The sequence below is a fragment of the Actinoplanes nipponensis genome (assembly GCF_016862275.1).
GTDB classification, from domain to species: domain Bacteria; phylum Actinomycetota; class Actinomycetes; order Mycobacteriales; family Micromonosporaceae; genus Actinoplanes; species Actinoplanes nipponensis.
In genome coordinates, this window is the sequence record NZ_BOMQ01000042.1 from 1 (window position 1) to 24,262 (window position 24,262).

Sequence of the window (24,262 nt, forward strand, 5' to 3'; positions counted from 1 at the left end):
CCCCTGCCCCTGCCCCTGCCCCTGCCCCTGCCCCTGCCCCTGCCCCTGCCCCTGCCCCTGCCCCTGCCCCTGCCCCTGCCCACCGATCTTGATGAGCTCGGCTGGGTTCGTGGGCCTTGGCGCCACAAGATTCAGCTCAGCCCGCCCGCCAGCCCTCTGCCCGCCAGGCCGCCAGGCCGCCAGGCCGCCAGGCAGAGCGACGCAAGGCGGCAAGGCCGGGCAAGGCAAGGCGGCGCGCCACAAGGCGAGGCGAGAACCAGAGCGAGACGCGAGGTGGCGGCGCGGAGCATCTGGCCGCCCAACCCGCCCGCCCGGGGCACGCAGCCGAACCACCACAGGGCTTGAGGGCAGGGATGTCCCACGCAGGGATCAAGCCTGATCGCCCGAGTGGGGCATCCCCGCCCCCAAGCCCTCACCAGAACCGACTAGAACAAAGCACGAACCCCGCATTCGGCGGGAGCGACGGTCAGCACCATGCACCCACGTACGAGAAAAAGACCGCCGGACAGCTCACCCCAGTCCGTTGAGGAACCCCTCATGGCTGGTACGGAACTCCCACCCATAGAACTTGTCCCAGTTGATCGACCACGTCATCAACCCGCGGAAGTTGGGATTCGTCCCGCTGCGAACCGTGTACCCGCCGCAATTGCTGCCCTTCACCAGGCAGGTGACCGCCTGCTGAACCCCCGCCGGCCCCACGTACCCGTTCCCCGCGCTCACCGATGACGGCGCCCCGAATGCGACCTGGTCCTCGCGCAGGGCCGGGAACATGTTGGCCGTGTTGCCCGCGACCGGGAAGCCGGCCAGCATCATGTCGGTCATCGCGATGTGGAAGTCGGCGCCGCCCATGCTGTGGTACTGGTTGTCCAGCCCCATGATCGAGCCGGAGTTGTAGTCCTGGACGTGCAGCACCGTCAGGTCGTTGCGCATCGCGTGGATAACCGGCAGGTACGAGCCCGCGCGCGGGTCCTGCCCGCCCCACGGCCCGGAGCCGTAGTACTGGTAGCCGAGCTGGACGAAGAACGTCTCCGGCGCCATGGTCAGAACGAAGGTGGCGCCGTAGCGGGCCTTGAGGGATTTCAGCGCGGCGATCAGGTTGACGATGACCGGCGTCGTCGGGTTCTTGAAGTCGGTGTCGCCGGTGTTCAGGGACAGCGAGTGGCCTTCGAAGTCGATGTCGACGCCGTCCAGGCCGTACTTGTCGATGATGGCGCTGACCGAGCTGACGAACTTGTCGCGGGCCGCGGTCGTGGTGAGCTGGACCTGGCCGTTCGCGCCGCCGATGGAGAGCAGCACCTTCTTGCCGGCGGCCCGCTTGGCGCGGATGGCGGCGATGAAGTCGGCCTCGCTCTCCACGCCGGGGCATTCGGCGGCCGGGCAGAGGGTGAAGCGGATGTCGCCCGAGGTCGCGCTGGTCGGTTCGCCGAAGGCCAGGTTGATGATGTCCCAGTCGGCGGGGACGTCGGCCATCCGCAGGTAGCCGGAGCCGTTGGCGAAGCTGGCGTGCAGGTAGCCGATGAGCGCGTGTTTCGGCAGCCCGGTGACCGGCGGCTGCGTCGGGGGCGGGGTCGTCGGCGGGGTGGTCGGCGGGGTCGTGGGCGGGGTGGTCGGCGTCGTGGTGGGCGGGGTGGTGGGCGGGGTGGTCGGGGGCGTGGTGGGCGGGGGCGTGGTGCCGCCGCCGCAGGCGCCCTTGTCGGCCCAGACACCCCACTCGCCGCTGGCCGTGGGCACCTCGCCCTGCGTCCACCACTTCGCGGTGTAGTTCTTCGACTGGTACGAGACGGAGTTGTCCTTCAGGTACACCGCCGAGGCGCTCCACGCCGGGGCACAGGCGACGGCGGCGCTCGCGGACGAGGCTACGTAGACGGCGGAGCCGGTGGCCGCGAGGGCAGCCGTGACGGCGAGGACGAGGGAACGGCGCATGGGGGTGGCCTCCACGTCGGGGTATCGACAGTTGGCCAATTATTAGGACTGTTAACTGTTCCTGTCCAGTGCGGGTTTCTCAGGCCGCCGCGAACCTGATCCGCCGGCCCGCCCGGTCGAACAGCAACAGGTCCGCCGCGCCCACCCCGACGTCCAGCTCGGCGCCGATCCGCACCCCCGCCGACACCGGAACCCGGACCATCACCTCGCCCGTCGGCGGCCCGTCGACCAGGTCGTACGCCGGATAGAACCCGTACGACGTGCTCGCGGCGACCGACCTCAGCGCCGGCGCCGGCGCGTCCAGCCGGGTGCTCGGCACGCCGCCGACGTCGACGTGGGCCAGCAGCTCGTGGCCCAGGTTCTCCACCGAGCGCACGGTGCCCCGCAGCGTCATGTCCCGCGCCTCCAGCGGCAGCGCCCGCAGCACCCAGGTGACCCGCTCGGTGTGGTGCTCCGCCAGTCGCTCGGTCCGCGGGTCCCCGGCCGGCAGCTCCAGTACCTGCGACCCCAGGTCCAGCACCACCCGGCCGGCCTCGGCGTACACCGCCGCCTCCAGCAGGCTGGTCCGCGGCATGCCCAGGAACGCGGCCACGAACAGGGTGTCCGGGTCCGCGTACACGTCGACCGGCGGCCCGACCTGGTGCAGCACGCCCAGCCGCAGCACGGCGATCCGGTCCGCCATGCTCATCGCCTCGGTCTGGTCGTGCGTCACGTAGATCGTCGTCACCGCCAGCCGCCGGGCCAGCGCAACGATCTCCCCACGTAGCGCTGCCCGGGCGCTGGCGTCCACGTTCGACAACGGCTCGTCCAGCAGGAACACCGCGGGGTGCCGGATGAGCGCGCGGGCCATCGCGACCCGCTGCTGCTGGCCGCCGGACAGGTGTTCGGGGTAGCGGCTGAGCAGGTCGGCGATGCCCACGGTGCGGGCCACGTCGCTGACCCGGGCCGCGATGTCCGGGGCCGGGCCGGGCGCCGCGCGCAGCGGGAAGCCGATGTTCTGGGCCACCGTCAGGTGCGGGTAGAGGGCGTAGTTCTGGAACACCATGGCGATGCCCCGCTTGCGCGGGTCGATCTCCGTCACCGGCACCCCGTCGAACAGCACCGTGCCGCTGGTCGGCTCCTCGAAGCCGGCGAGCAGGCGCAGCAGCGTCGACTTGCCGCAGCCGGTCGGACCGAGCACCACGAGGAACTCACCCGGCGTCACCGTCAGGTCGATGCCCTGCACCGCGACGACGTCGCCGAAGGTCTTCGTGAGCTCGCGCGCGACGATGGACACCATGCCCACCATGGTGGGGCTTCGGTGACCGTCAATGCCAGGGCTTTGCGGCCCCGGCTACTGCCAGACCGTCCGGTCGAGGAAGCCGTCGCCGTCGTCGTCGAACATCCGCTTCTCGAAGACGCCGTCGTGGTCCTTGTCGTAGTCGGCGAAGTCGACCCGGTTGTCCAGGTCCCGGTCGACCCCGACGAAGTCGGCCTGCCCGTCGCGGTCGAGATCCACCCGGATCTCCACGCCGCCGTCCTCGCGCCCGCGGTACGTCGCCCTGTCCAGGTGGCCGTCGCCGTCCGCGTCGACCCGGTTGTGGTAGCCCTTCGGCGGGGCCAGGTGCTCGGGCTCCCCCAGCGTGCTGTGCGCCTCGCCCTGGACGCCGAGCCCGCTGCGGGGCGCGTCGCCGATCCCGGACACCGCCGGCAGGCCGTCCAGATCGGGTCCCTCCGCGAGCCCCGGCGCCGCGCCGAGGCCGGAATGGGCGGCCAGCTCCGGCGCCGGGCCGAGGCCGGAATGGGCGGCCAGCTCCGGCGCCGGACCGAGGCCGGAGTGGGCGGCCATGTCGGCGCCGCCCATCCCCCACGCCTCCGGCGCCGAGCCGAAGCCCTCCGTGGCCGGCTGCTCGACCGCCGCGCGGGCGGCCGTGCCCGCGGCGCTGCCGAACTCCGCCCACTCGCCGAGATCGGCCGGGCCGTCGGCCGGGGCCGCGCCGAACCCCTGGCCGGACAGGCCGCGGCCGGCCGAGGCGGCCACGTCGCCGATGCCGAACGAGGAGAACAGCCCGAACGTGCTCGACTTGGTGACCCGGTCCTCGACGAGCGCGGACTGCGCGCCCGCGTCGGCGGCGACCTGCTGGCGCAGCAGGTCGGCCTCCTCGGCCTCCAGGACGTAGCCGGCCAGGGCGCCCGCCGGGTCGGCGGCGAGCTGCGCCTGGAACGACGGGTCGGTGAGCAGCCGCTCCAGCACCGCGTCGAAGTCAGTCATGGCGACCACGGTAGGAGCCCGGGTCCAGTGCCCGCCATCGGCGAGGTGGCCAGACTGCCGGGACGGCCCCGGCCGCTCAGTCCAGCTCCGGCATCGGCACCGGCTGTGGCCTGGGCCGACAGGTGCCGCACTGGACGGCGTCCTCGACCACCAGCGCCTCGGCCCGGTCCCGCTGCAGCGAACGGCTCACCTGAAGGAGGTACGGCCCGAACCGGGCGTGGTCCTCGCAGACCCCCCGACCGCAGAACCGGCAGGTGCCCCGGGCGGCCTTGGCACAGAACCAGCAGAGCACGTGAGTTCTCCTCGTCAGCCGATGATGTCCGGCGGCGGTGGGGCGGTGGTCGTCGTGGTGGTGGGGTTCGGGTTGGGCGCCGTCGTGGTGGTCGGCGGCGTCGTGGTGGTCGGCGGCGCGGTGGTCGTCCGCGTCGGGTTGGTGGTCGGCGGCCGGGTCCGGGTCGGAGTGGTGGCCGGGGGCGGCGTCGTCGGGGGCCGGGTCGTCGCCCGGGTGGTGGTCGGCGCCGGGTCGTCCGGCTCGGTCGGGTCGACCGGGTCGACCGTCGGCCGCGGGGCCGTGGTCGCCACGGTCGGCGGCGCCGTGGTCAGCGTCGGCGACGGGGTGACCTCGCTGGGCAGGTCCGAGGGCAGCGGCTCGTCGCTCGGCGACGGGCTGGGCGAGCCGGCCGGCGGCTCCACCTTGACGCCGTCGCCGCAGCTCAGGTCGGTGCCAGTGGGCTGGCTCGGCGTGCCCGCGACGTAGACGCGGCCGGTGGCGGCGATCAGGCCGTCCGGCTCGGCGGCGTACCAGGAGGCCCCGCTGTTGGTCACCAGGCCCCCCGGGCGGGCGACGGCCAGGGCCAGCGGCTGGTACGCGCCGCTGGTGCTGGCCGTGTCGGCCAGCAGGCGGCCGGCCTCCAGCGTGAGGGCGCCGTGCGGCACGCGCTTGCGGCCGGCGTCGGTGTACAGCCGGCCCACCTGGGCCCGGGAGCCGGCGCAGAACAGCGTGGCCGAGCCGCCCTGGAACGTCAGCCGGCCGGTCGCCTCGGCCGGGACGGTGATCCGGGCGCCCTCGTCGACGTACCGGCGGTCGCCCTCCGCGATCGTGACCGGGCGGCCGTCCACCGTCGCGGTGATCGTGCCGCGGTCGGCGGTGAGCAGCGCGCGGTCGGTGGGCATCTCGGCCCAGGCCGGGCCGGGCGCGAAGTTGACCCCGGTGAGCAGCAACGCGAGCAGGAGCAGCAGCAGGACCAGCCACCACATCCGGCGCTCGAAGCGGCGGTCGACCTCCGGGTCCTCGGTGCCCTCGGGCGGGCCGGGCGGCACCGCCAGCGGCGGGTAGACGCCGGCGGAGTGCACCCCGTCGGCGGCCGGTCCGCTGCCGGCGGGACCGCCGGCCAGCTGGCCGGGCGCGCCGACCAGCGGCGGCAGGTCCGAGGCGTCCGGGATGACCCACAGCCGTACGGGCGTACGGGCCTGCGCCACCATCCCCGGGATGCCGTCGCCGACCGGGCCGACCAGCGTGCCGCGGCGCAGCTCGACGCCGTCGGGCATGGCGATCACGCCCGACTCGACGACCACGGCGTGGGTCGGCCCCGGGAGCACGACGGGCGCGCCGGGCTCGAGGTCCACCGGGTGCGCGGAGGCGATCAGCGCGAGCCGCTCGTCCCCGGCCAGGCCGGCCAGGGCGGGGGTGTCGGCGAACAGCGCCTCGGCCTCCGCCCGGTCGGCCGGCGGCGGGCCCGGCAACGGGCCGACGACCGTGGCCACCGTGGCCGTGGGCACGGACAGCAGCGTGGTGCCGGCCGTGTGCCAGTCCAGCGACGTGGCCCGGCCGGTGAGCGCGTTGGCCAGCCCGACCACCCCGCCGGCGCCGACGTGGTGGCGGATCGTGCCGCCCGGGTCGCCGGGCTTGCGGGCCTGGACGGCGCCGTCGACCACGACGTACACGGCCTGCTGGGTGGTGCCGGCCATGACGAGCTGGGTGCCCGACGGGGGGCGGACCCAGCGGGCCCGGGCGGCGAGGCCGGCCAGCGCGGACTCGGGCAGTCCGCCCAGGTCGGAGGCGCGCAGCGCGGCCAGCCGGCGCGGGGCGTCGGCCTCCCGGCGCTTCTCGGTGGACCGCTCGCGCAGCCGCCGCGACCAGCGGGCTAGCCGGTCGACGGCGAGGTAGACCAGCGGCGCGCAGAGCCCGAGCAGGACCAGCATCAGCAGCAGCCGGGCCGCGAAGCCGCCGTACCACAGGCCGGTGACCAGCCCGGAGACCCGGTCGGCCCAGATCCGGTAGGCCAGGTTCGCCGCGATCGCCACCCACAGCAGCGCCAGCACCCCGTAGAGCGCGACGATGCGGCCCTCCCGGTCCAGCCCGGCCCACGACGGCGGGCGCCCGCGCAGCCGGCTGGACACCCAGGCGATGCCCCGGCCGCGCAGGTTGGGGATCTCCAGCCAGTCCATCAGCAGGTAGTAGCCGTCGAGCGCGAGCAGCGGGTTCAGGTTGAACAGCACGTTGAGGTACCAGGCGAAGGCCAGCTTGAAGGCCAGCGGTCCGAGCGCCGGCACGGCCAGCCCGAGCAGCTGCATCGAGCCGGCCAGGACCAGGCCGGTGGCCGGGCCGGCCGCGGTGACCAGCATCCGGGCCCGGCGCCCGGCCATCCACACGTCGGTGGTGTCGACGAAGACCGACGGGATGCCGAAGTACACGAGCACGCCGGCCGCGGGCACCTCCCGCCCGGCGTGCTTGGTGGCCAGCGCGTGCCCGAGCTCGTGGCTGGCCAGGGCCAGCAGGTTCAGCAGCAGCAGGACGACCGCGCCGAGCAGGTAGGAACCGCCGGACAGGAAGACCGCCTGGCTGCCGCGCCACCAGGTGGCGACGAACAGGCCCAGCCCGGCCACCGCGAAGACCGCCATGACGATGGCCGCGACCTTGGTGAACAGGAACCGGCCGCCGGCCCGGTAGAGCGCCGAGATCGCGCCGTCGATGTCGAACACCAGCATCCGGCGGCCCCGGGCGGCGGCGAGCACCCCGCTGCCCACCCGCTTGGGCAGCGGCTGGCGTTCGAGCTCCTGCAACGGACGGAACGCGTCCACCGGCAGCTCGTCGAGCATCCGGTTGCCGGCCAGGTCGGCCACCACCCGGCGGACCTGGTCGGGGGCGAGCCGGCCGGCCAGGCGGGCGAACTCGGCGACGAGGCGGGCGACCGTGTGGGTGCCGTCCATCATCAGCGCGAGCTGCCACTCGTCCGGGGTCAGGCGCAGATAGCAGGCCCGGCCGCCGTCGTCGGGCGAGCGGAGCATCACGTACGGGGTGCCGCGCACGCTGGTCAGCTCGACGGCCTCGATGCCGGCGCGCAGCACGGGCCGGGCCCGGGCCGGGTTGAGCCGGTCGACGACCGCGCCCCAGAGCCCGGGGTCGGCGGGTCCGAGCGGCTCACCGGGCGCGCGGCCGGCCAGGGCTTCCCAGACACTCATCCGGGTCTCGACTGAAGTCACTGGGGAACTCTCCGCTTCGCTATGGCGAATGGAGAGTAGGCGGTCAGCCCGGCGGAAGGCGAGCCCCCGTTAAGCCGATCTCCGGGAGTTATCCGGGCAAGTCGAACATAAAGGTGCGGTGGGTGGTCGTGACCAACCCCCTTGGTCACGACCACCCACCGCCGTGGGAAGCGACGCCGCCCGATGGCCCGAGCGGCGCCGGTTGGCTCTTAGGAGGACTCCGCCAGCGTGGCGCTGACGGTCTGCTGCTGACCGTTGCGGGTGAAGACGATCGTCACCTTGTCGCCCACCTTGGCGCCCTGGATGATCGCGACCAGGTCGTCGGAGTCGTTGACGGCCTTGCCGTTCACCGAGTTGACCACGTCACCCTGCTGCAGGCCGGCCTTGGCCGCCGCGCTGTTCGGGGTCACGGTGCTGACCAGGGCGCCGCCGCCCTCGGCCTCGGTGACGCTGACGCCCAGCGCCGGGTGGCTGACCTTCTTGCCGGCCATCAGCGCGTCGGCCACGTCCTTGGCCTTGTTGCTCGGGATGGCGAAGCCGAGGCCGATGTTGCCGGAGCTCTGCCCGGAGGTCGCGATCGCCGAGTTGATGCCGATGACCTCGCCGTTGGTGTTGACCAGCGCGCCGCCGGAGTTGCCGGGGTTGATCGGGGCGTCGGTCTGCAGCAGCCCGGACATCGAGGTCGTGCCGCCGCCCTGCTGTTGCTGCTGGCCGCCGAACGGGTTCTGCGGGGTCTGCTGCTGGTCCTGGCCGCCGGACTGGATGGTGCGGTCCTTGGCGCTGATGATGCCCTCGGTGACCGAGCCCTCCAGGCCCAGTGGGCTGCCCAGCGCCAGCACGGTGTCGCCGACCTGCATCTTGGAGCTGTCGCCGAACTTGGCCGCGGCCAGGCCGCTGACCCCGTCGGCCTTGATCACCGCGAGGTCGGTCCGCGGGTCGGTGCCGATGATCTTGGCCTGGGCCTTCTTGCCGTTGGCGAAGATGACCGTGACCGTGTCGCCGGTGGCGGTGGCCACCACGTGGTTGTTGGTCACGATGTAGCCGTCCGCGCTGATCACCACGCCCGAGCCCTCGCCGGTCTGGGTGGTGATCGACACGACGCTGTCCTTGACCGCCGAGACGATCTGGGCGAGCGAGGAGCGGTCGACCACCCGGTTCACCGAGGCGTCGGAGGTCTGCACGGTCGTGGCGGCGTTGTCGTCGTCGAACGCGAGCGCGGTGGCCGCGCCGACGCCGCCGGCGCCCAGGGCGATGAGCACCGCGGCCGCGCCGGCCACGAAGATCTTGCGGCCGCGGCCGGTCCGCGCGGGGTCGCGCTGGTCGGTCCCGACGGCCTGGGCCCAGGCCGGGGCCTCCGACTGCGGGGGTACGCCGGCGCCGGGCGTCCACTGGCCGGGCTGGCCGGGCGCACCGTGGTTGGCGTACTGCTGGTGGGGCTGGGCGGCGTAGGCGTACGGCGGCTGCGGCTGGCCCGGATACGGCTGGTGGCCCGCACCGTACGGCTGCTGGCCGTACGGCGGCGGCGGGGCCGGATGCTGCTGGCCGGGGTGCTGCTGGGGCGGGTGCTGGCCGCCGCGCTGCCACGGCGAGGCGAGCCAGCCGCCGGGCTGCTGCTGAGGGGGGCCGGACTGCGGGACGCCGGACTGCGGGACGCCGGACTGCGGGACGCCGGACTGCGGGACGCCGGACTGGGGAGCGCCTGACTGGGGGGCGGCCGGCTGGCTCAGCGTGGGCTGCTGGGCCGTGGTGTCGGACTGTCCCCGCTCCGGGCTGCTGCTCGCGGGCGAGGCGTCCGCGGGCCGGTGCGACTGCTCGTCGGAGGCTGAGCTCTCGTGCCGCTGCGGGTCGGTCTCGTACTCGTTCATGCCGACTACCTTTCCCCCGCCCGCTCCGACTCACCTGTGCTGGCCCTGGACGTTTTCTGTGAATGGGGTGCCCGGTTGTTCAGGACTCGTCCGGCTCCAGAGCGGGCAAAGTCACCCGGAACGTCGCGCCCTGGCCGGGCTCGCTGAGCACCTCCACGGCGCCGTGGTGGGCCCGCACGATCGCCGCCACGATGGCCAGTCCCAGGCCCGTGCCGGTGGCCGCGCGGTCGGTGTGCCGGGTCCGGGCCTCGTCGGCCCGGTAGAAGCGCTCGAAGACGTGCTCGCGCTGATCCGGCGCCAGCCCCGGACCGGTGTCGGCGATCTCGATGACGGCCCGCCCGCCCGACTCCGGGTACAGCGACAGCGTGATCGAGGCGTCCGGCGGGGTGTGCACCAGCGCGTTGGTCATCAGGTTGCCGATCACCTGGCGCAGCCGGGCGTCGTCGCCGTACGCGACCAGCTTCTCCGGCGACTCCCGCACGTCCAGCTCGATCCGGCGGTCCGGGGCGGTGGCCCGCGCGGCCTGCACCGCGTCCATCGCCAGCACGGGCAGCTCCACCGGGGCCAGCTCGACCGGCCGCTCCCGGTCCAGGCGGGCCAGCAGCAGCAGGTCCTCGACGAGCAGGCCCATCCGTGCGGCCTCGTCCTCGATGCGGCGCACCAGCTTGGCGACGTCCTCCGGGTTGCCGACCGCGCCCTGGCGGTACAGCTCGGCGAAGCCACGGATCGAGGTCAGCGGCGTGCGCAGCTCGTGCGAGGCGTCCGCGACGAACTGCCGCATCTTCTGCTCCGAGCGCACGGCCCGGGACTCGGAGATCTGCGCGGCCTCGGCGGCGTCGCGGGCCTGCGACTCGGCGGCGCGGGCGGCGGTCTCGGACAGCGCCCGGGCGGTGAAGGCGGCCTCGATCTGGGCCAGCATGGCGTTCAGGGCGCGGGACAGCCGGCCCAGCTCGGTTTTGGGCTCGCCCTCGTCGGGCTCGGGATCGGGCACGCGCTGGGTGAGGTCGCCGGCCGCGATGGCCGCCGCGGTCCGTTCGATCTGCACCAGCGGGATGAGGCTCTGCCGCACTATGGCGGCGCCCACGGCGGCGAGCGCGAACAGCACCCCGGCCCCGACCAGGACGTCGACCCAGATGAGCCGGGTGATCGCCTCGTCGATGCCGCGCAGCCGCTGGCCGATGTGCAGCACCGTGCCGCCGTTGACGTAGGTGACCAGCATCCGCCAGACCACGGTCCCGTCCTCGGACCGGACCGTGTACGGCTTGTTGGCGTGCTTGTTGACCTCGTTCAGGCCCTTGAGCAGCGGGGGCAGCTGGCCGGGCTGGAGCTTGCGGTCGACGTGCAGGTCGTCCGGGTCGCCGATGCCGTCGACCGTGGTGGCGTAGACGTAGTAGTCGGCGGGCAGCAGGATCGTCTCGTTGCCCTTGAGCGTCTCCAGGGTCTCGGTGAACCGCACCAGGTTCACGTCGAGCCGCGTGATCATGTAGCTGTGCAGCGCGTACGTGCTGGCTCCGCTGATCAGCGACAGCGCCGCGAACACCAGCACCAGCACGGCGGCGACCAGCTTGGTACGCAGCGGCACGCGCCGCAGGCTGGTCTCCGGGACGTGGCTGCGGACCCGGTCGGCGAGGGTCAGGGACACGGTCGGCTCATGCCGCGGGTTTGCGCAGCACGTAGCCGACGCCGCGGAGGGTGTGGATCAGCCGCGGCTGCACGTTGTCCACCTTGCGGCGCAGATAGGAGATGTACGACTCGACGATGTTGTCGTCGCCGCGGAAGTCGTACTTCCACACGTGGTCGAGGATCTGCGCCTTGGAGAGCACCCGGTTGGCGTTGAGCATCAGGTAGCGCAGCAGCTTGAACTCGGTCGGCGAGAGCTGCACCCGCTGGCCGGCCCGGTAGACCTCGTGCGTCTCCTCGTCCAGCTCGAGGTCGGCGAAGACCAGGCGCGAGGGCTCCTCGTCGCCGGCCGTGGTGCGGCGCAGCACGGCCCGGATCCGGGCGGTGAGCTCCTCCAGGCTGAACGGCTTGGTCACGTAGTCGTCGCCGCCCAGCGTCAGGCCGCGGATCTTGTCGTCCGTGCCGTCGCGGGCGGTCAGGAAGACCACCGGGGTGCGGGCGCCGCCCTCGCGCATGAGCCGGATGACCTCGAAACCGTCGAGGTCGGGCAGCATGACGTCGAGGACGACGAGGTCGGGGGTGGCGTTCCGGGCCGCGCTGACGGCGGCGCTGCCGCTGGTGGCGGTGCTGACGTCGAACCCCGCGAAGCGCAGGCTGGCGGAGAGCAGCTCGAGGATGTTCGCGTCGTCCTCGACCACGAGGAGCTTCGCCTCGCTCTGCTTTCCCTGGGTCTGGGTGGCGGCCATGCCCCCCATCCTCGTCCAGGTCGCTGCGCCCGTGCTGCACAGTGCCTGAAAGTTTTCTGTGAGGTGGCTAGATCGTCATGCGGGCCGCCCGGGCCAGCGCCCGCCGGTCCGCACCGGGCTCGGGGCGCAACGCCGGCGAGCCGACCAGCGTCACGGTCAGGCCGCGCAGGCCGGCGACCCGGCGGACCGAGGACCACAGGGTGTCGTCGCCGACGAAGGCCGCGTCCGGGGTGCCGTACCGGATCGCGACCGGCACGACCGGGGCGCCCGCGTCCACCGCCGCCTGGAACACGGCGGGCCGGAAACGCCCCCGTTCGGCGCCGCAGAACGTCGTACCCTCCGGGAAGACCGCGACCGACCACCCGGCCCGCAGCGCGGCGGCGACCTCGGCCACCGTCGCGGGCAGCCGCTTGGGCCGGGACCGGTCCACGAAGATCGACCCGGTCAGCGCGGCCAGCGCGCCCACCGCGGGCCACGCCCGCACGTCGTGCTTGGCGACCAGCCGGACCGGCGTCACGGCGAGCAGCGCGACGACGTCCAGCCAGGAGACGTGGTTGGCCACCAGCAGGCTGCCCGGCCGCGGCGCCGGGCCCCGCCACACCAGCTCGACCCCCAGGGCCGCGAGGATGCCGCGCGAGACGGCCCGGGCCGCGGCGTGCCGCAGGAGCGGCACCAGGACCAGAGCGCTGAGCAGTACGCCGACCAGCGCCGCCAACCGCACGACGGTCGTCCCGGCGCGCACGGCGGCCGCGCCGGCCGGGCGGCACTGCGGGCCGCACGCGGACGCCGGCTGCCAGATGGTCGAGCTCATCGGGTCGCCCCCAGGAAGTGGCGCCGGTACCGCGGGTCCATCCGGTCCATGGAGAACAGCACGTAGAAGTCCGCGCAGTCGAAGTCCGGGTCGTACGCCGGCTCGCCGCAGACCCAGCTGCCCAGCCGCAGGTAGCCCTTGAGTAGCGGCGGCACCGGCGTCCGGGGGTCGCCGACCGGCGCGCCGGGGGCGAGCCACGGCCGGCGCGGCTGGACCCGCAGCGCGGGCGGCGAGAGGTGCTTGGCGACGATCCGGGCCCGGACGCCGGCCGCGGTCGCGCCGCCGTCGGCCAGACTCACCGAGGCGCAGCCGCCGAGCCAGCGCAGGTTGTTCAGGTGCAGGTAGCGGGCGATGCCCGCCCACATCAGGTTGACCACGGCGCCGGAGCGGTGGTCCGGGTGCACGCACGAGCGGCCGGTCTCGACCAGTTGGTCGCGCAGCGGGCGCAGCCCGCTGAGGTTGAACTCGCCGTCGCCGTAGCGGCGGCCGGCGCGCTCGGCGGCCTTCGGGGTCATCATCCGGTACGTGCCGACCACCAGGCCGGTCGCGTCGTCCCGGACGATCAGGTGGTCGCAGAAGTCGTCGAACTCGTCGACGTCGCGGCCGTCGGGGGTGGCGCCGCGCAGCGTGGCGCCGAGTTCGCCGGCGAAGACGTCGTGGCGCAGCCGCTGCGCGGCCGCGACCTGACCGGCGTCGCCGGCGATGAGGAGCGAGTAGCCGCTGGTCCCGGTGGGTGCGGCGGCGGTCATCAGTACCGTCATGGGATCTGTGTAGGGCTCGCGTCTGCCGACGGCGTGTCGCGCCAGCCTGTTCCGGATGACGCTCACGTGAACGGCTCCCTGCGCCACCCGCGGGGCAGCCGGGATTGCCGCCAGCCGGTAGGTTGAGCCCCCAGTCGATCAGTGGGGAGCAAACGTGACGGCCGGGTCCGAGGAGATCGTCGTCTCCCACCTCACCAAGCACTACAAGACGCTGCGGGCGGTGGACGACCTCTCGTTCACCGTGCACTCCGGGCGGGTCACCGGCTTCCTGGGCCCCAACGGCGCGGGCAAGACGACCACCCTGCGGATGCTGCTCGGCCTGGTCGCCCCGACCGCCGGGAGCGCGACCTTCGGCGGCGTCCGCTACGCCGACCTGGAGCAGCCCATCCGCCATGTCGGCGCGGTGCTCGAGGCGTCCAGCGCGCACAAGGGCCGCACCGGCCTCAACCACCTGCGGATGATCTGCACCGCGGCCGGGCTGCCCTGGGAGGCGGCCGACGAGGCGCTCGCCCGGGTCGGCCTGACCCCGGCCGCCAAGCGCAAGTTCAAGGGCTACTCGCTGGGCATGAAGCAGCGGCTCGGCATCGCCGCGGCGCTGCTGGGCGACCCGCGGGTGCTGATCCTGGACGAGCCGGCCAACGGGCTCGACCCGGAGGGCATCCGCTGGATGCGCGACCTGCTCAAGACGCTCGCCGCCGAGGGCCGGACGGTGCTGGTCTCCAGCCACCTGCTCGGCGAGATGCAGCAGCTGGCCGACGACGTGGTGATCATCGCGGCCGGCCGGCTGATCCGGCAGGGCCCGGTCGACGAGGTGCTCGGCTCGATGGCCGGCACGGCCCACGTCCGGGTCCGCACCCCGCAGGTGGCCGAGCTGACCGCGGCGCTCTCCGAGCACCGCGCGACGGTGACCCCGCTGCCCGACGGCGCCCTGCTGGTCACCGGGCTGGACCCGGCGGCCGTGGGGCACGCCGCCTTCGCCAACTCGGTCGAGCTGCACGAGCTGACCGGTGAGCGCGCCGACCTGGAGCAGGTCTTCCTGCAACTGACTGCCGGAAAGGCGGGCATCCGATGAAGCTGGTCAAGGCGGAGCTCTTCAAGATCCGGTCGACCTCGACCTGGTGGGTCCTCGGGCTCATCACGCTCGCCCTGTGGGCGGCCACCCTGCTGACCAACTGGGCCGGCAGCTCGATCAACGCCGGCGTGGACCCGGCCGACCAGGGCCTCTCCCCCGACCAGGCGGAGCAGATCCGGGTGGCCAACGAGGCCGTCAACGTGGCGTCGAACCTCTACACCAGCGGGCAGTTCTTCGGCGTGCTCATGGTGATGCTGCTGGCCGCGATCGTGGTCACCAACGAGTTCTTCCACCAGACCGCCACCACCACCTTCCTGGTGACCCCGCGCCGCACCTCCGTGGTGCTCGCCAAGCTGATCGCGTCGACGCTGCTCGGCATCGGCTTCTGGCTGGTCACGAGCCTGCTCAACCTGATCTTCGTGCCGTTGATCCTGAACGCGCTGGACGTCGGCCCGCAGCTCGGCGAGCCGGCGATCTGGCGGGCGATCGGGCTGAACGGGCTGGCCTACGTCCTGTGGGCGGTCCTCGGCGTGGGCGCGGGGGTGCTGATCCGCAGCCAGGTCGGCGCCACCATCGCGCTGAGCACCGGCTACGTGCTCGGCTACTTCGGCGCCTCGATCCTGTTCTTCCTGCTCACCCCGCGGATCGGCGAGTGGTTCAGCAAGCTCCAGGTGCTGGTCCCGCCGCTCGCGTCGCAGCTGATGGTGGCCGGCACCGAACTGCCCGGCAACCCGCCCCGCTGGGTCGGCGCCGCGGTGCTGATCGGCTACGCCGCCGTGGCCGGCGGCCTGGGCACCTGGCTGATGAGACGACGGGACATCGCCTGAGTCGCCTGCGCACCCCGAAGTTGGTCACAGACCGGACGTCCGGATGGTCGGACGAATCCCACGGCGTAGCCTTGACGGCGATTTCCTTTCCGTCCCGTGTGACGAACGTCGCGTGCTGACAACTTGGTGAAAGAGGCGAACACGGAAGTGTCGACCCAGCAGACTTCGCATGAGAATCCGCTCGCGGACTTCGGTCCGAACGAGTGGATCGTCGACGAGATGTACCAGCGCTACCTGGCCGACCCGAGCAGCGTCGACCCGGCCTGGCACGATTTCTTCGCCGACTACAAGCCGGCGATGGCCTCGGGCTCGATCGCGACGCCCGACGAGGCCACCGCGGCCAACGCGAAGGCCACCGCCGCCAAGGCCGGCACCGACGCTCCCGCCGCCGGCACCATCGCCCCGGAGAAGCCGGCGACCCCGGCCGAGCCCGCGCCGGCCAAGCCCGCACCGGCAGCCGCGCCGGCGCCGGCGAAGCCCGCGGCGGCCAAGCCCGCACCGGCCAAGCCCGTGGCGGCCCCGGCCGCCGCGAACGGCGCCAAGGTCACCACGCTGCGCGGCGTCGCCGCCCGGATCGTGCAGAACATGGACGCCTCGCTGGAGGTGCCCACCGCGACGTCGGTGCGCGCCGTCCCGGCCAAGCTGCTGGTCGACAACCGCATCGTGATCAACAATCACCTCGCCCGCGGGCGCGGCGGCAAGGTCAGCTTCACCCACCTGATCGGCTGGGCGCTGGTCCGCTCGGTCATGGCGCACCCGGAGATGAACAACTCCTTCGCCGAGGTGGACGGCAAGCCGGCCATGGTCCAGCCCGAGCACATCAACCTGGGCATCGCCATCGACCTCGCCAAGAAGGACGGCACCCGCACGCTGGTGGTCCCGTCCATCAAGAACTGCGAGACGATGGACTTCCGCAAGTTCTGGCAGGCGTACGAGGACGTGGTCCGCCGGGCCCGCCGCAACGAGCTGACCATGGACGACTACGCGGGCACCACGATCTCGCTGACCAACCCCGGCGGCATCGGCACCGTGCACTCCATCCCGCGCCTGATGGCCGGCCAGAGCGCCATCATCGGCGTCGGCGCGATGGAGTATCCGGCGCCCTACTCCGGGATGTCCGACGAGACGCTCACCGAGCACGGCGTCAGCAAGGTCACCACGCTGACCAGCACGTACGACCACCGGGTGATCCAGGGCGCGCAGTCCGGCGAGTTCCTCAAGGCGATCCACGAGTTCCTGCTCGGCGAGCACGCCTTCTACGACGACATCTTCACCTCGCTGCGGATCCCGTACGAGCCGGTGCGCTGGGTGCGGGACGTGGCGCGGACCTCCGAGGGGCAGATCGACAAGGCCGCGCGGGTGGTCGAGCTGATCCACGCGTACCGGGTCCGCGGCCACCTGATGGCCGACACCGACCCGCTGGAGTTCGAGATCCGCCGGCACCCCGACCTGGACGTGCTCCAGCACGGGCTGACCCTGTGGGACCTGGACCGCACCTTCCCGGTCGGCGGCTTCGCCGGCAAGCAGAAGATGAAACTGCGCGACGTGCTCGGCGTCCTGCGCGACACCTACTGCCGCCGGGTCGGCATCGAGTACATGCACATCCAGGGCCCCGAGGAGCGGCGCTGGATCCAGGACCGGATCGAGATCAAGTACACCAAGCCGGACCCGGAGGAGCAGAAGCACGTCCTCAACCGGCTGAACGCGGCCGAGGCGTTCGAGACGTTCCTGCAGACCAAGTACGTCGGGCAGAAGCGCTTCTCGCTGGAGGGCGGCGAGTCGCTGATCCCGCTGCTCGACGAGGTGCTGCAGGCCTCGGCCGAGGCCGGGCTCGACGAGATGGTCATCGGCATGGCCCACCGCGGCCGGCTGAACGTGCTCGCGAACATCGTCGGCAAGCCGTACGAGAAGATCTTCAACGAGTTCGAGGGTCAGATGGACCCGAAGTCGGCCCACGGCTCCGGTGACGTCAAGTACCACCTGGGCCAGACCGGCAAGTACACGACGCCGGACGGCGAGAACGCCACGACGGTCAGCGTGGTGGCCAACCCCTCGCACCTGGAGGCGGTGGACCCGGTGCTCGAGGGCATCGTCCGCGCCAAGCAGGACCGCCTCGACCTGGGCCTGCACGGCTACACTGTGCTCCCGCTGCTGGTGCACGGCGACGCCGCGTTCGCCGGTCAGGGCGTGGTGGCGGAGACGCTGAACCTGTCCCAGCTGCGCGGCTACCGCACCGGCGGCACGGTCCACGTGGTGGTCAACAACCAGGTCGGCTTCACCACCGCCCCGGAGTACAGCCGCTCGTCGCTCTACTCGACCGACGTGGCCCGCATGATCCAGGCGCCGATCTTCCACGTGAACGGCGACGACCCCGAGGCCGTCGTCCGGGTGGCCCGGCTGGCGTTCGAGTACCGCCAGGCGTTCAACAAGGACGTCGTGATCGACCTGGTCTGCTACCGCCGCCGCGGGCACAACGAGGGCGACGACCCGTCGATGACCAACCCGCGGATGTACAAGATCATCGACACCAAGCGCTCGGTCCGCAAGCTCTACACCGAGGAGCTGATCGGCCGCGGCGACCTGACCGTGGACGACGCCCAGGAGCAGCTGCGCGACTACCAGTCCCAGCTGGAGAAGGTCTTCAAGGCCACCCGGGACAGCGCCGGCTCCGCCCCCCGGGCCCAGCGGTCCGCCACCGACGAGCCGGAGCCGCAGGTCGACACCGCGATCGACGCGGCCGGCGTGCGCGCCGTCGGCCAGGCCCACCTGGACCTGCCCGAGGGCTTCACCCCGCACAAGCGGGTCCAGCAGCTGCTGGACCGGCGGGCCAAGATGTCCGCCGACGGCGGCATCGACTGGGGCATGGGCGAGCTCATCGCGTTCGGCTCGCTGCTGAGCCAGGGCGTGACCGTACGCCTGGCCGGCCAGGACTCCCGCCGCGGCACGTTCGTCTCCCGGCACGCCTCCCTGGTCGACGCGAACACCGGCAACGACTTCCTGCCGCTGTCCACGCTGGCCACCGGCAACGCCCGCTTCTTCGTGCACGACTCGCTGCTCAGCGAGTACGCGGCGATGGGCTTCGAGTACGGCTACTCGGTCGAGAACACCGAGGCGCTGGTGCTCTGGGAGGCGCAGTTCGGCGACTTCGTCAACGGCGCCCAGTCGATCGTGGACGAGTTCATCTCCTCCGGCGAGGTGAAGTGGGGCCAGCAGTCGTCGCTGGTGCTGCTGCTCCCGCACGGCCAGGAGGGCCAGGGCCCGGACCACTCGTCCGGCCGCCCGGAGCGGTTCCTGCAGCTGTGCGCCCAGGACAACATGCGGGTGGCCAACCCGACCACCCCGGCGAACTACTTCCACCTGCTGCGCCGCCAGGCCCTGTCGCCCAAGCGCAAGCCGCTGGTCGTCTTCTCGCCGAAGTCGCTGCTGCGGCACAAGCTGGCGGTGTCGTCGGTTTCCGACTTCACCACCGGCCGGTTCCAGCCGATCATCGGCGACGCCGGGCTCAACGGCACGCCGCTGGACGCCGGCGCGGTCAAGCGGGTCCTGCTCTGCTCGGGCAAGGTCTACTACGACCTGTTCCAGGCCCGGGCCGAGCGCGGCCTCACCGACACGGCGATCGTCCGGATGGAGCAGGTGTACCCGCTGCCCGTCGAGGAGCTGAAGGCCGAGCTGGCCAAGTACCCGAACGCGGAGGACTTCGCCTGGGTGCAGGAGGAGCCGGCCAACCAGGGCGCCTGGTCCTTCGTGGCGCTCAACCTGCTGGAGCACCTCGAGGGCGTACGCCTGCGCCGGATCTCGCGGCCCGCCGCCGCGGCCCCGGCGGTCGGCTCGGCCAAGCTGCACGACGCCGAGCAGAACGCGCTGGTCGAGGCGGCCCTGCCCCGGCCCTGACCCGATGCGACACCGGGGGCGCTCCGCTGCGGCGGGGCGCCCCCGCTTACTATCCGGTCATGTACTTCACCGATCGTGGCATCGAGGAGCTGGTCGAGCGGCGCGGCGAGGAGTCCGTGACCCTGGAGTGGGTCGGCGACCAGCTGAAGAACTTCGTCGACGCGCATCCCGAGTTCGAGACGGCGATCGAGCGCTTCGCCACCTGGCTGGCCCGCGACGACGAGGACGACGAGGACTAGGGCGGTGCTCGGCCGGGAGCCGCGGCCGATCCGGCGGGTCGAGGCCGACGCCGGCGCCGAGATCGACCGGAACGCCTGGTGGGCCCGGATCCCGGCGGTCGCCGCGGTCCTCGAGCACGGCCTGAACATCCCGGCCGGCGTGACGTTCCTGGTCGGCGAGAACGGCTCCGGCAAGTCCACGCTGATCGAGGCGCTGGCCGCGGTGCACGGGCTCAACCCCGAGGGCGGCTCCCGTTCCGCCCGGTACAGCACCCGGGCCACCGAGGCGCCGCTCGGCTCCGTGCTGCGGGTGATCCGTACGCCGGGACGGGCGGTGAACTCGTACTTCCTGCGCGCCGAGACCATGCACGGGCTCTACACGTACCTGGAGGGGCTGGCCGGCGGGCCGGACCAGGACCTGCACGACCGCAGCCACGGCGAGGGCTTCCTCGAGCTGCTCGACCGCAAGTTCCGGGGCTACGGCTTCTACCTGATGGACGAGCCCGAGGCGCCGCTGTCGTTCGCCTCGACGCTGGGCCTGCTGTCCCGGCTCGACGACCTGCGGGCCGCCGGCGCGCAGGTGGTGGTGGCCACCCACTCGCCGCTGCTGACCGCGCTGCCCGGCGCGACCATCCTCCAGCTGGACGCCCGGGGCATCCGCAAGGCCGCCTGGGACGAGCTGGAGATCGTCACGCACTGGCGGGGCTTCCTGGACCGCCCGGACGCCTACCTGCGCGCGCTGCTACCCGGCCGGCCGCCGGCGGACGGGCGGATGAGCTAGATCCACACGGGCCGAAGGACCGTTGTCCACAGGGTCGTGCGACCCCGGGCGGGAGGCCCGCCCGGCCGGTAGGTTGAGGGCGTGGCGAGCAGCGTGTACGTGGCCGGGGTGGGTCCCGGCGTCGGTAAGGGCACAGTCGCACTGGGGCTGGTCGAGTTGCTGTCCCGGCGGGTGGCCCGGATCGGCGTCTTCCGTCCGCTGGTGCACGGCCACGGCGACGACCCGCTGCTGACCTTGCTCACCACCCGCTACCCGGTGGCCGTGCCGTACGAGCAGTCGTTCGGGGTCACCGCGGCCGACGCCGCCGCGCTCGTCGCCGCCGGCCAGCGCGAGGAGCTGATCTCGCGCATCGTCCAGCGGTACCGTGAGGTCGAGCGGCAGTGCGCCTCCGTGGTGGTGATCGGCAGCGACTTCACCGACGGCCAGGAGGAGGGCCACGACGAGCTGCCCCGCGAGCTGGCCTTCAACGCGCGGCTGGCCAACGAGTTCGGCAGCGTGGTGGTGCCGGTCGTGGGCGGGCAGGGCCGGCGTAACGATCTCCAGGCCGCGGTCGGGTCCGCGTACCACTCCCTGGCCGATCTGAACGCCACCGTGCTGGCCGTGATCGTCAACCGGGTGCCCCCGGGGGGCACCCCGCCCAACGGGCTGCCGGTGCCGGTCTGGGCCATCCCCGAGATCCCGACCATCGCCGCCCCGACCGTCGCGGAGGTCGCCGCGGCGCTCGACGCCACCGTCGTGATGGGCGGCGAGGCCGCGCTCGACCGTGACGTGCTGGACTACCTCGTCGGCGCGGCCCACGTGCCCGCCGTGCTCGACCACCTCACCGACGGGGCGCTGATCATCACGCCGGGCGACCGCGCCGACCTGCTCGTCGCCGCGAGCGCCGCGCACGCCGCCGGCAGCGTGACGCTGGCCGGCCTGGTGCTGACCATCGGCGAGTTCCCCGATCCGCGCGCCGTGCGGGTCATCGAGCGGCTCAACACCGGGCTGGCGATGCTGGTGGTGCGCAGCGACAGCTACCACACGATCAGCGCGGCCGGCCGGATCGAGGCCAAGCTCAGCGCGGCCACCCCGCGCAAGGTGGAGGCGGCGCTCGGCGCGTTCGAGAAGCACGTGGACACCGCCGAGCTGATCCGGCTGCTCGACGTCACCCGCTCCGGGCGGGTGACCCCCCTGATGTTCGAGAACGACCTGATCGAGCGGGCCCGGGCCGACCGCCGGCACCTGGTGCTGCCCGAGGGCACCGACGAACGCATCCTGCGGGCGACCGAGACCCTGCTGCGCCGCGGCGTCGCCGACCTGACCCTGCTCGGCGACCCGGCCGAGATCGCCCGACGGGCCCGCGAGTTCGGCGTCGAGATCGGCGCGGCCCGGCTGGTCGACCCGGCCACCAGCGAATGGCGCGACGACTTCGCCAAGCGGTACGCCGAGCTGCGCAAGCACAAAGCCGTGACGCTCGATCTGGCGTACGACGTGGTCCGCGACGTCAACTACTTCGGCACGATGATGGTCGCCACCGGGCTCGCCGACGGCATGGTCTCCGGGGCCAACCACACCACCGCCGCCACCATCCGGCCCGCGTTCGAGATCATCAAGACGGTGCCCGAGGTGTCCGTGGCGTCCAGCGTGTTCTTCATGCTGCTCGCCGACCGCGTGCTGGTCTACGGCGACTGCGCGGTCAACCCGGACCCGGACGCCGCCCAGCTCGCCGACATCGCGCTGTCGTCGGCGCAGACGGCGGCCGCGTTCGGCATCGAGCCGCGCGTGGCCATGTTGTCCTATTCGACCGGCAGCTCGGGCACGGGCGCCGACGTGGAGAAGGTGGCCGCCGCGACCGAACTGGTCCGCGAACGCCGCCCCGACCTGCCCGTGGAGGGTCCCATCCAGTACGACGCGGCGATCGATCCGACAGTGGCGGCCACCAAGCTGCCGGAGAGCGTGGTGGCCGGCAAGGCGACGGTTTTCGTCTTCCCGGACCTCAGCTCGGGCAACAACACCTACAAGGCCGTGCAGCGCTCGGCCAACGCGGTGGCGGTCGGGCCGGTGATGCAGGGCCTGCGCCGCCCGGTCAACGACCTGTCCCGCGGCGCGACGGTCAAGGACATCGTCAACACCGTGGCCATCACGGCCATCCAGGCCGCGTCGGTGCAGCCCACCCTCGATCAGGCCGTCCCGGCCGGCTCGGCCCCGGCCGCCTCATGAAGATCCTGGTCCTGAATTCCGGCTCCTCCTCGGTCAAGTACCGCCTCTTCGACGGCACGACCACCCTGGCCAAGGGCCTGATCGAGCGGATCGGCGAGTCCGGCGGCGACGCCGCCGACCACGAGGCGGCGCTGCAACGCGTGATGGCCTCGGTGGATCTCGACGGGCTCGACGCGGTCGGCCACCGGGTGGTGCACGGCGGCAGCGAGTTCCGCAAGGCCACCGTCATCGACGACGACGTCTTCGCCGTGATCGAGGGCCTGGTCCCGCTCGCGCCGCTGCACAACCCGGCGGCGCTCAGCGGCATCGCGGTGGCCCGCAAGCTGCTGCCCGACGTCCCCCAGGTCGCCGTCTTCGACACCGCGTTCCACCAGACGATCCCGCCCGAGGGCGCGGTGTACGCGATCGACGCGTCGCTGGCCGAACGCTGGCAGATCCGCCGCTACGGCTTCCACGGCACCTCGCACGCGTACGTGGCCCGCCAGACCGCCGAGCTGCTCGGCCTGCCCGCCGACCGGGCCAAGGTGATCACCCTGCACCTGGGCAACGGCGCGAGCGCCTGCGCGGTCGAGGGCGGGCGCAGCGTGGCCACGTCGATGGGCATGTCCCCGCTGCCCGGGCTCGTGATGGGCACCCGCAGCGGCGACATCGACCCGACCGTGATCTTCCACCTGCACCGCGTGGCCGGGCTCCCGATCGACGAGATCGAACGCTCCCTGACCCGCTTCGCCGGCCTGCAGGGCCTGGCGGGCGACAACGACATGCGCACGGTGCAGGACCGCTGGGCCGCCGGCGACCCCGCGGCGACGCTGGCCTTCGACGTGTACTGCCGGCGGATCAAGGAGTACGTCGGAACGTACCTGGCGATCCTCGGCGGGGCGGACGCAATCGCCTTCACGGCCGGGGTGGGCGAGCACTCGCCGGAGGTCCGGACGGCGTCGCTGGCCGGCCTGTCGGCCCTGGGCATCACGATCGACGAGGCCCGCAACGAGCGCGGCGACCGCATCATCTCCCCGGACGGGGCGCCGGTGGCGGTGTGCGTGGTCCCCACCGACGAGGAGCTGGAGATCGCCCAGCAGGTGACGGAGCAACTCCGCGACTGAGCCGGGCTCGGCCGGGCGGGGGCGGGGTCGGGGCGGTGCTGGGCCGGTCCGCCGGAGCTTTGGAAGCGGCCGGATCTGGGACCGGGCGGGGTGGGCGGCGTTTGGCGTGCGGGCACGCGGTGTGGGCGGCGCGGAGAATCGGGCCGGCCGGTCGGCCGGGCGCGGCAGGGAGACTGGGCAGGCCGGGTGGCGCAGGGGCGCCAGCTGGCCGGGCGACGCGGACAGCTGGGCCAGCGAGGCGCGGCAGGGAGACTGAGCAGGCCGGGCGACGCAAACAGCCGGGCCGGCCAGGCGCGGCAGGGAGACTGAGCAGGCCGGGCGACGCAAACAGCCGGGCCGGCCAGGCGCGGGAGGAAGGCCGGGCCGGGCCGGGCCGGCCGGGCGGCGCAGGCCCGCAGACAGCCCGGGCGACGCAGGCGGGCCGGGCGGCGCAGGCGGCCCGGGCGCCGCAGAGAGCCCGGGCGACGCAGACAGCCCGGGCGGCGCAGACAGCCCGGGCGACGCAGACAGCCCGGGCGACGCAGACAGCCCGGGCGACGCAGACAGCCGGGCCAGCCAGGCGCGGGAGGAAGACAGGGCCGGCCGGGCGGCGCAGGCGCGCAGGCAGCCGGGCGGGCGGCGCAGGCGCGCAGGCGGGCCGGGCGGGCGGCGCAGGCGCGCAGGCGGGCCGGGCGGCGCAGGCGCGCAGGCGGGCCGGGCGGCGCAGGC

The 24,262-nt window shown here is 73.2% G+C and carries 16 protein-coding genes; 7 read left to right on the forward strand and 9 right to left on the reverse strand.

The window, feature by feature from the left end; all coding sequences use genetic code 11:
• Positions 1-510: 510 nt before the first annotated feature.
• From Ani05nite_RS16895 to Ani05nite_RS16940, 9 genes are all read right to left on the reverse strand, one after another.
• Complete coding sequence (locus tag Ani05nite_RS16895; RefSeq protein WP_203769384.1) at positions 511-1,923, reverse strand: chitinase; 1,413 nt, start codon at positions 1,921-1,923, stop codon at positions 511-513.
• A gap of 79 nt (positions 1,924-2,002) precedes the next feature.
• Positions 2,003-3,202 (reverse strand): ABC transporter ATP-binding protein, encoded by a 1,200-nt coding sequence (locus Ani05nite_RS16900; protein WP_203769385.1) that lies wholly within the window; start codon positions 3,200-3,202, stop codon positions 2,003-2,005.
• Between the two features lie 54 nt (positions 3,203-3,256).
• Entirely contained in the window at positions 3,257-4,174 is a 918-nt protein-coding gene (locus tag Ani05nite_RS16905; RefSeq protein ID WP_203769387.1) for a hypothetical protein, read from the reverse strand.
• A gap of 306 nt (positions 4,175-4,480) precedes the next feature.
• Positions 4,481-7,657 (reverse strand): cyclic nucleotide-binding protein, encoded by a 3,177-nt coding sequence (locus Ani05nite_RS16915; RefSeq protein WP_203769389.1) that lies wholly within the window; start codon positions 7,655-7,657, stop codon positions 4,481-4,483.
• A 209-nt stretch (positions 7,658-7,866) separates the two neighbouring features.
• On the reverse strand, positions 7,867-9,522 hold the full coding sequence (locus Ani05nite_RS16920; protein ID WP_203769390.1) for a trypsin-like peptidase domain-containing protein: 1,656 nt from the start codon (positions 9,520-9,522) through the stop codon (positions 7,867-7,869).
• A gap of 79 nt (positions 9,523-9,601) precedes the next feature.
• Positions 9,602-11,158, reverse strand: a complete 1,557-nt coding sequence (locus tag Ani05nite_RS16925) for a sensor histidine kinase (RefSeq protein ID WP_203769406.1) — start codon at positions 11,156-11,158, stop codon at positions 9,602-9,604.
• 13 nt (positions 11,159-11,171) lie between these two features.
• Entirely contained in the window at positions 11,172-11,888 is a 717-nt protein-coding gene (locus Ani05nite_RS16930) for a response regulator transcription factor (RefSeq protein WP_203769391.1), read from the reverse strand.
• Between the two features lie 67 nt (positions 11,889-11,955).
• Positions 11,956-12,699 (reverse strand): lysophospholipid acyltransferase family protein, encoded by a 744-nt coding sequence (locus tag Ani05nite_RS16935; protein ID WP_203769392.1) that lies wholly within the window; start codon positions 12,697-12,699, stop codon positions 11,956-11,958.
• Positions 12,696-13,460, reverse strand: coding sequence for a GNAT family N-acetyltransferase (locus Ani05nite_RS16940; protein ID WP_203769393.1), 765 nt, complete (start codon positions 13,458-13,460; stop codon positions 12,696-12,698). The genes Ani05nite_RS16935 and Ani05nite_RS16940 overlap by 4 nt, the downstream gene beginning before the upstream one ends.
• Positions 13,461-13,614: 154 nt before the next feature.
• On the opposite strand from Ani05nite_RS16940, the gene Ani05nite_RS16945 reads away from it, so the two are divergent.
• From Ani05nite_RS16945 to Ani05nite_RS16975, 7 genes are all read left to right on the forward strand, one after another.
• The gene (locus Ani05nite_RS16945; RefSeq protein WP_203769395.1) at positions 13,615-14,532 is read left to right on the forward strand and encodes an ABC transporter ATP-binding protein; all 918 of its coding nucleotides are present in this window, start codon (positions 13,615-13,617) and stop codon (positions 14,530-14,532) included.
• On the forward strand, positions 14,529-15,359 hold the full coding sequence (locus tag Ani05nite_RS16950; RefSeq protein ID WP_203769397.1) for an ABC transporter permease subunit: 831 nt from the start codon (positions 14,529-14,531) through the stop codon (positions 15,357-15,359). Before Ani05nite_RS16945 ends, Ani05nite_RS16950 begins: the two co-directional genes overlap by 4 nt.
• Positions 15,360-15,506: 147 nt before the next feature.
• On the forward strand, positions 15,507-19,250 hold the full coding sequence (locus Ani05nite_RS16955) for a multifunctional oxoglutarate decarboxylase/oxoglutarate dehydrogenase thiamine pyrophosphate-binding subunit/dihydrolipoyllysine-residue succinyltransferase subunit (protein ID WP_203769399.1): 3,744 nt from the start codon (positions 15,507-15,509) through the stop codon (positions 19,248-19,250).
• 59 nt (positions 19,251-19,309) lie between these two features.
• Positions 19,310-19,489 carry a DUF6104 family protein gene (locus Ani05nite_RS16960; protein ID WP_203769400.1) on the forward strand — a complete coding sequence of 60 codons (180 nt, stop codon included), beginning with the start codon at positions 19,310-19,312 and terminating at the stop codon, positions 19,487-19,489.
• Positions 19,490-19,493: 4 nt separating this feature from the next.
• On the forward strand, positions 19,494-20,249 hold the full coding sequence (locus Ani05nite_RS16965; protein ID WP_239130081.1) for an AAA family ATPase: 756 nt from the start codon (positions 19,494-19,496) through the stop codon (positions 20,247-20,249).
• 81 nt (positions 20,250-20,330) lie between these two features.
• Positions 20,331-22,451, forward strand: coding sequence for a phosphate acetyltransferase (pta, locus tag Ani05nite_RS16970; RefSeq protein WP_203769402.1), 2,121 nt, complete (start codon positions 20,331-20,333; stop codon positions 22,449-22,451).
• The gene (locus Ani05nite_RS16975) at positions 22,448-23,554 is read left to right on the forward strand and encodes an acetate/propionate family kinase (RefSeq protein ID WP_203769404.1); all 1,107 of its coding nucleotides are present in this window, start codon (positions 22,448-22,450) and stop codon (positions 23,552-23,554) included. Before pta ends, Ani05nite_RS16975 begins: the two co-directional genes overlap by 4 nt.
• The last annotated feature ends 708 nt before the right edge of the window (positions 23,555-24,262 follow it).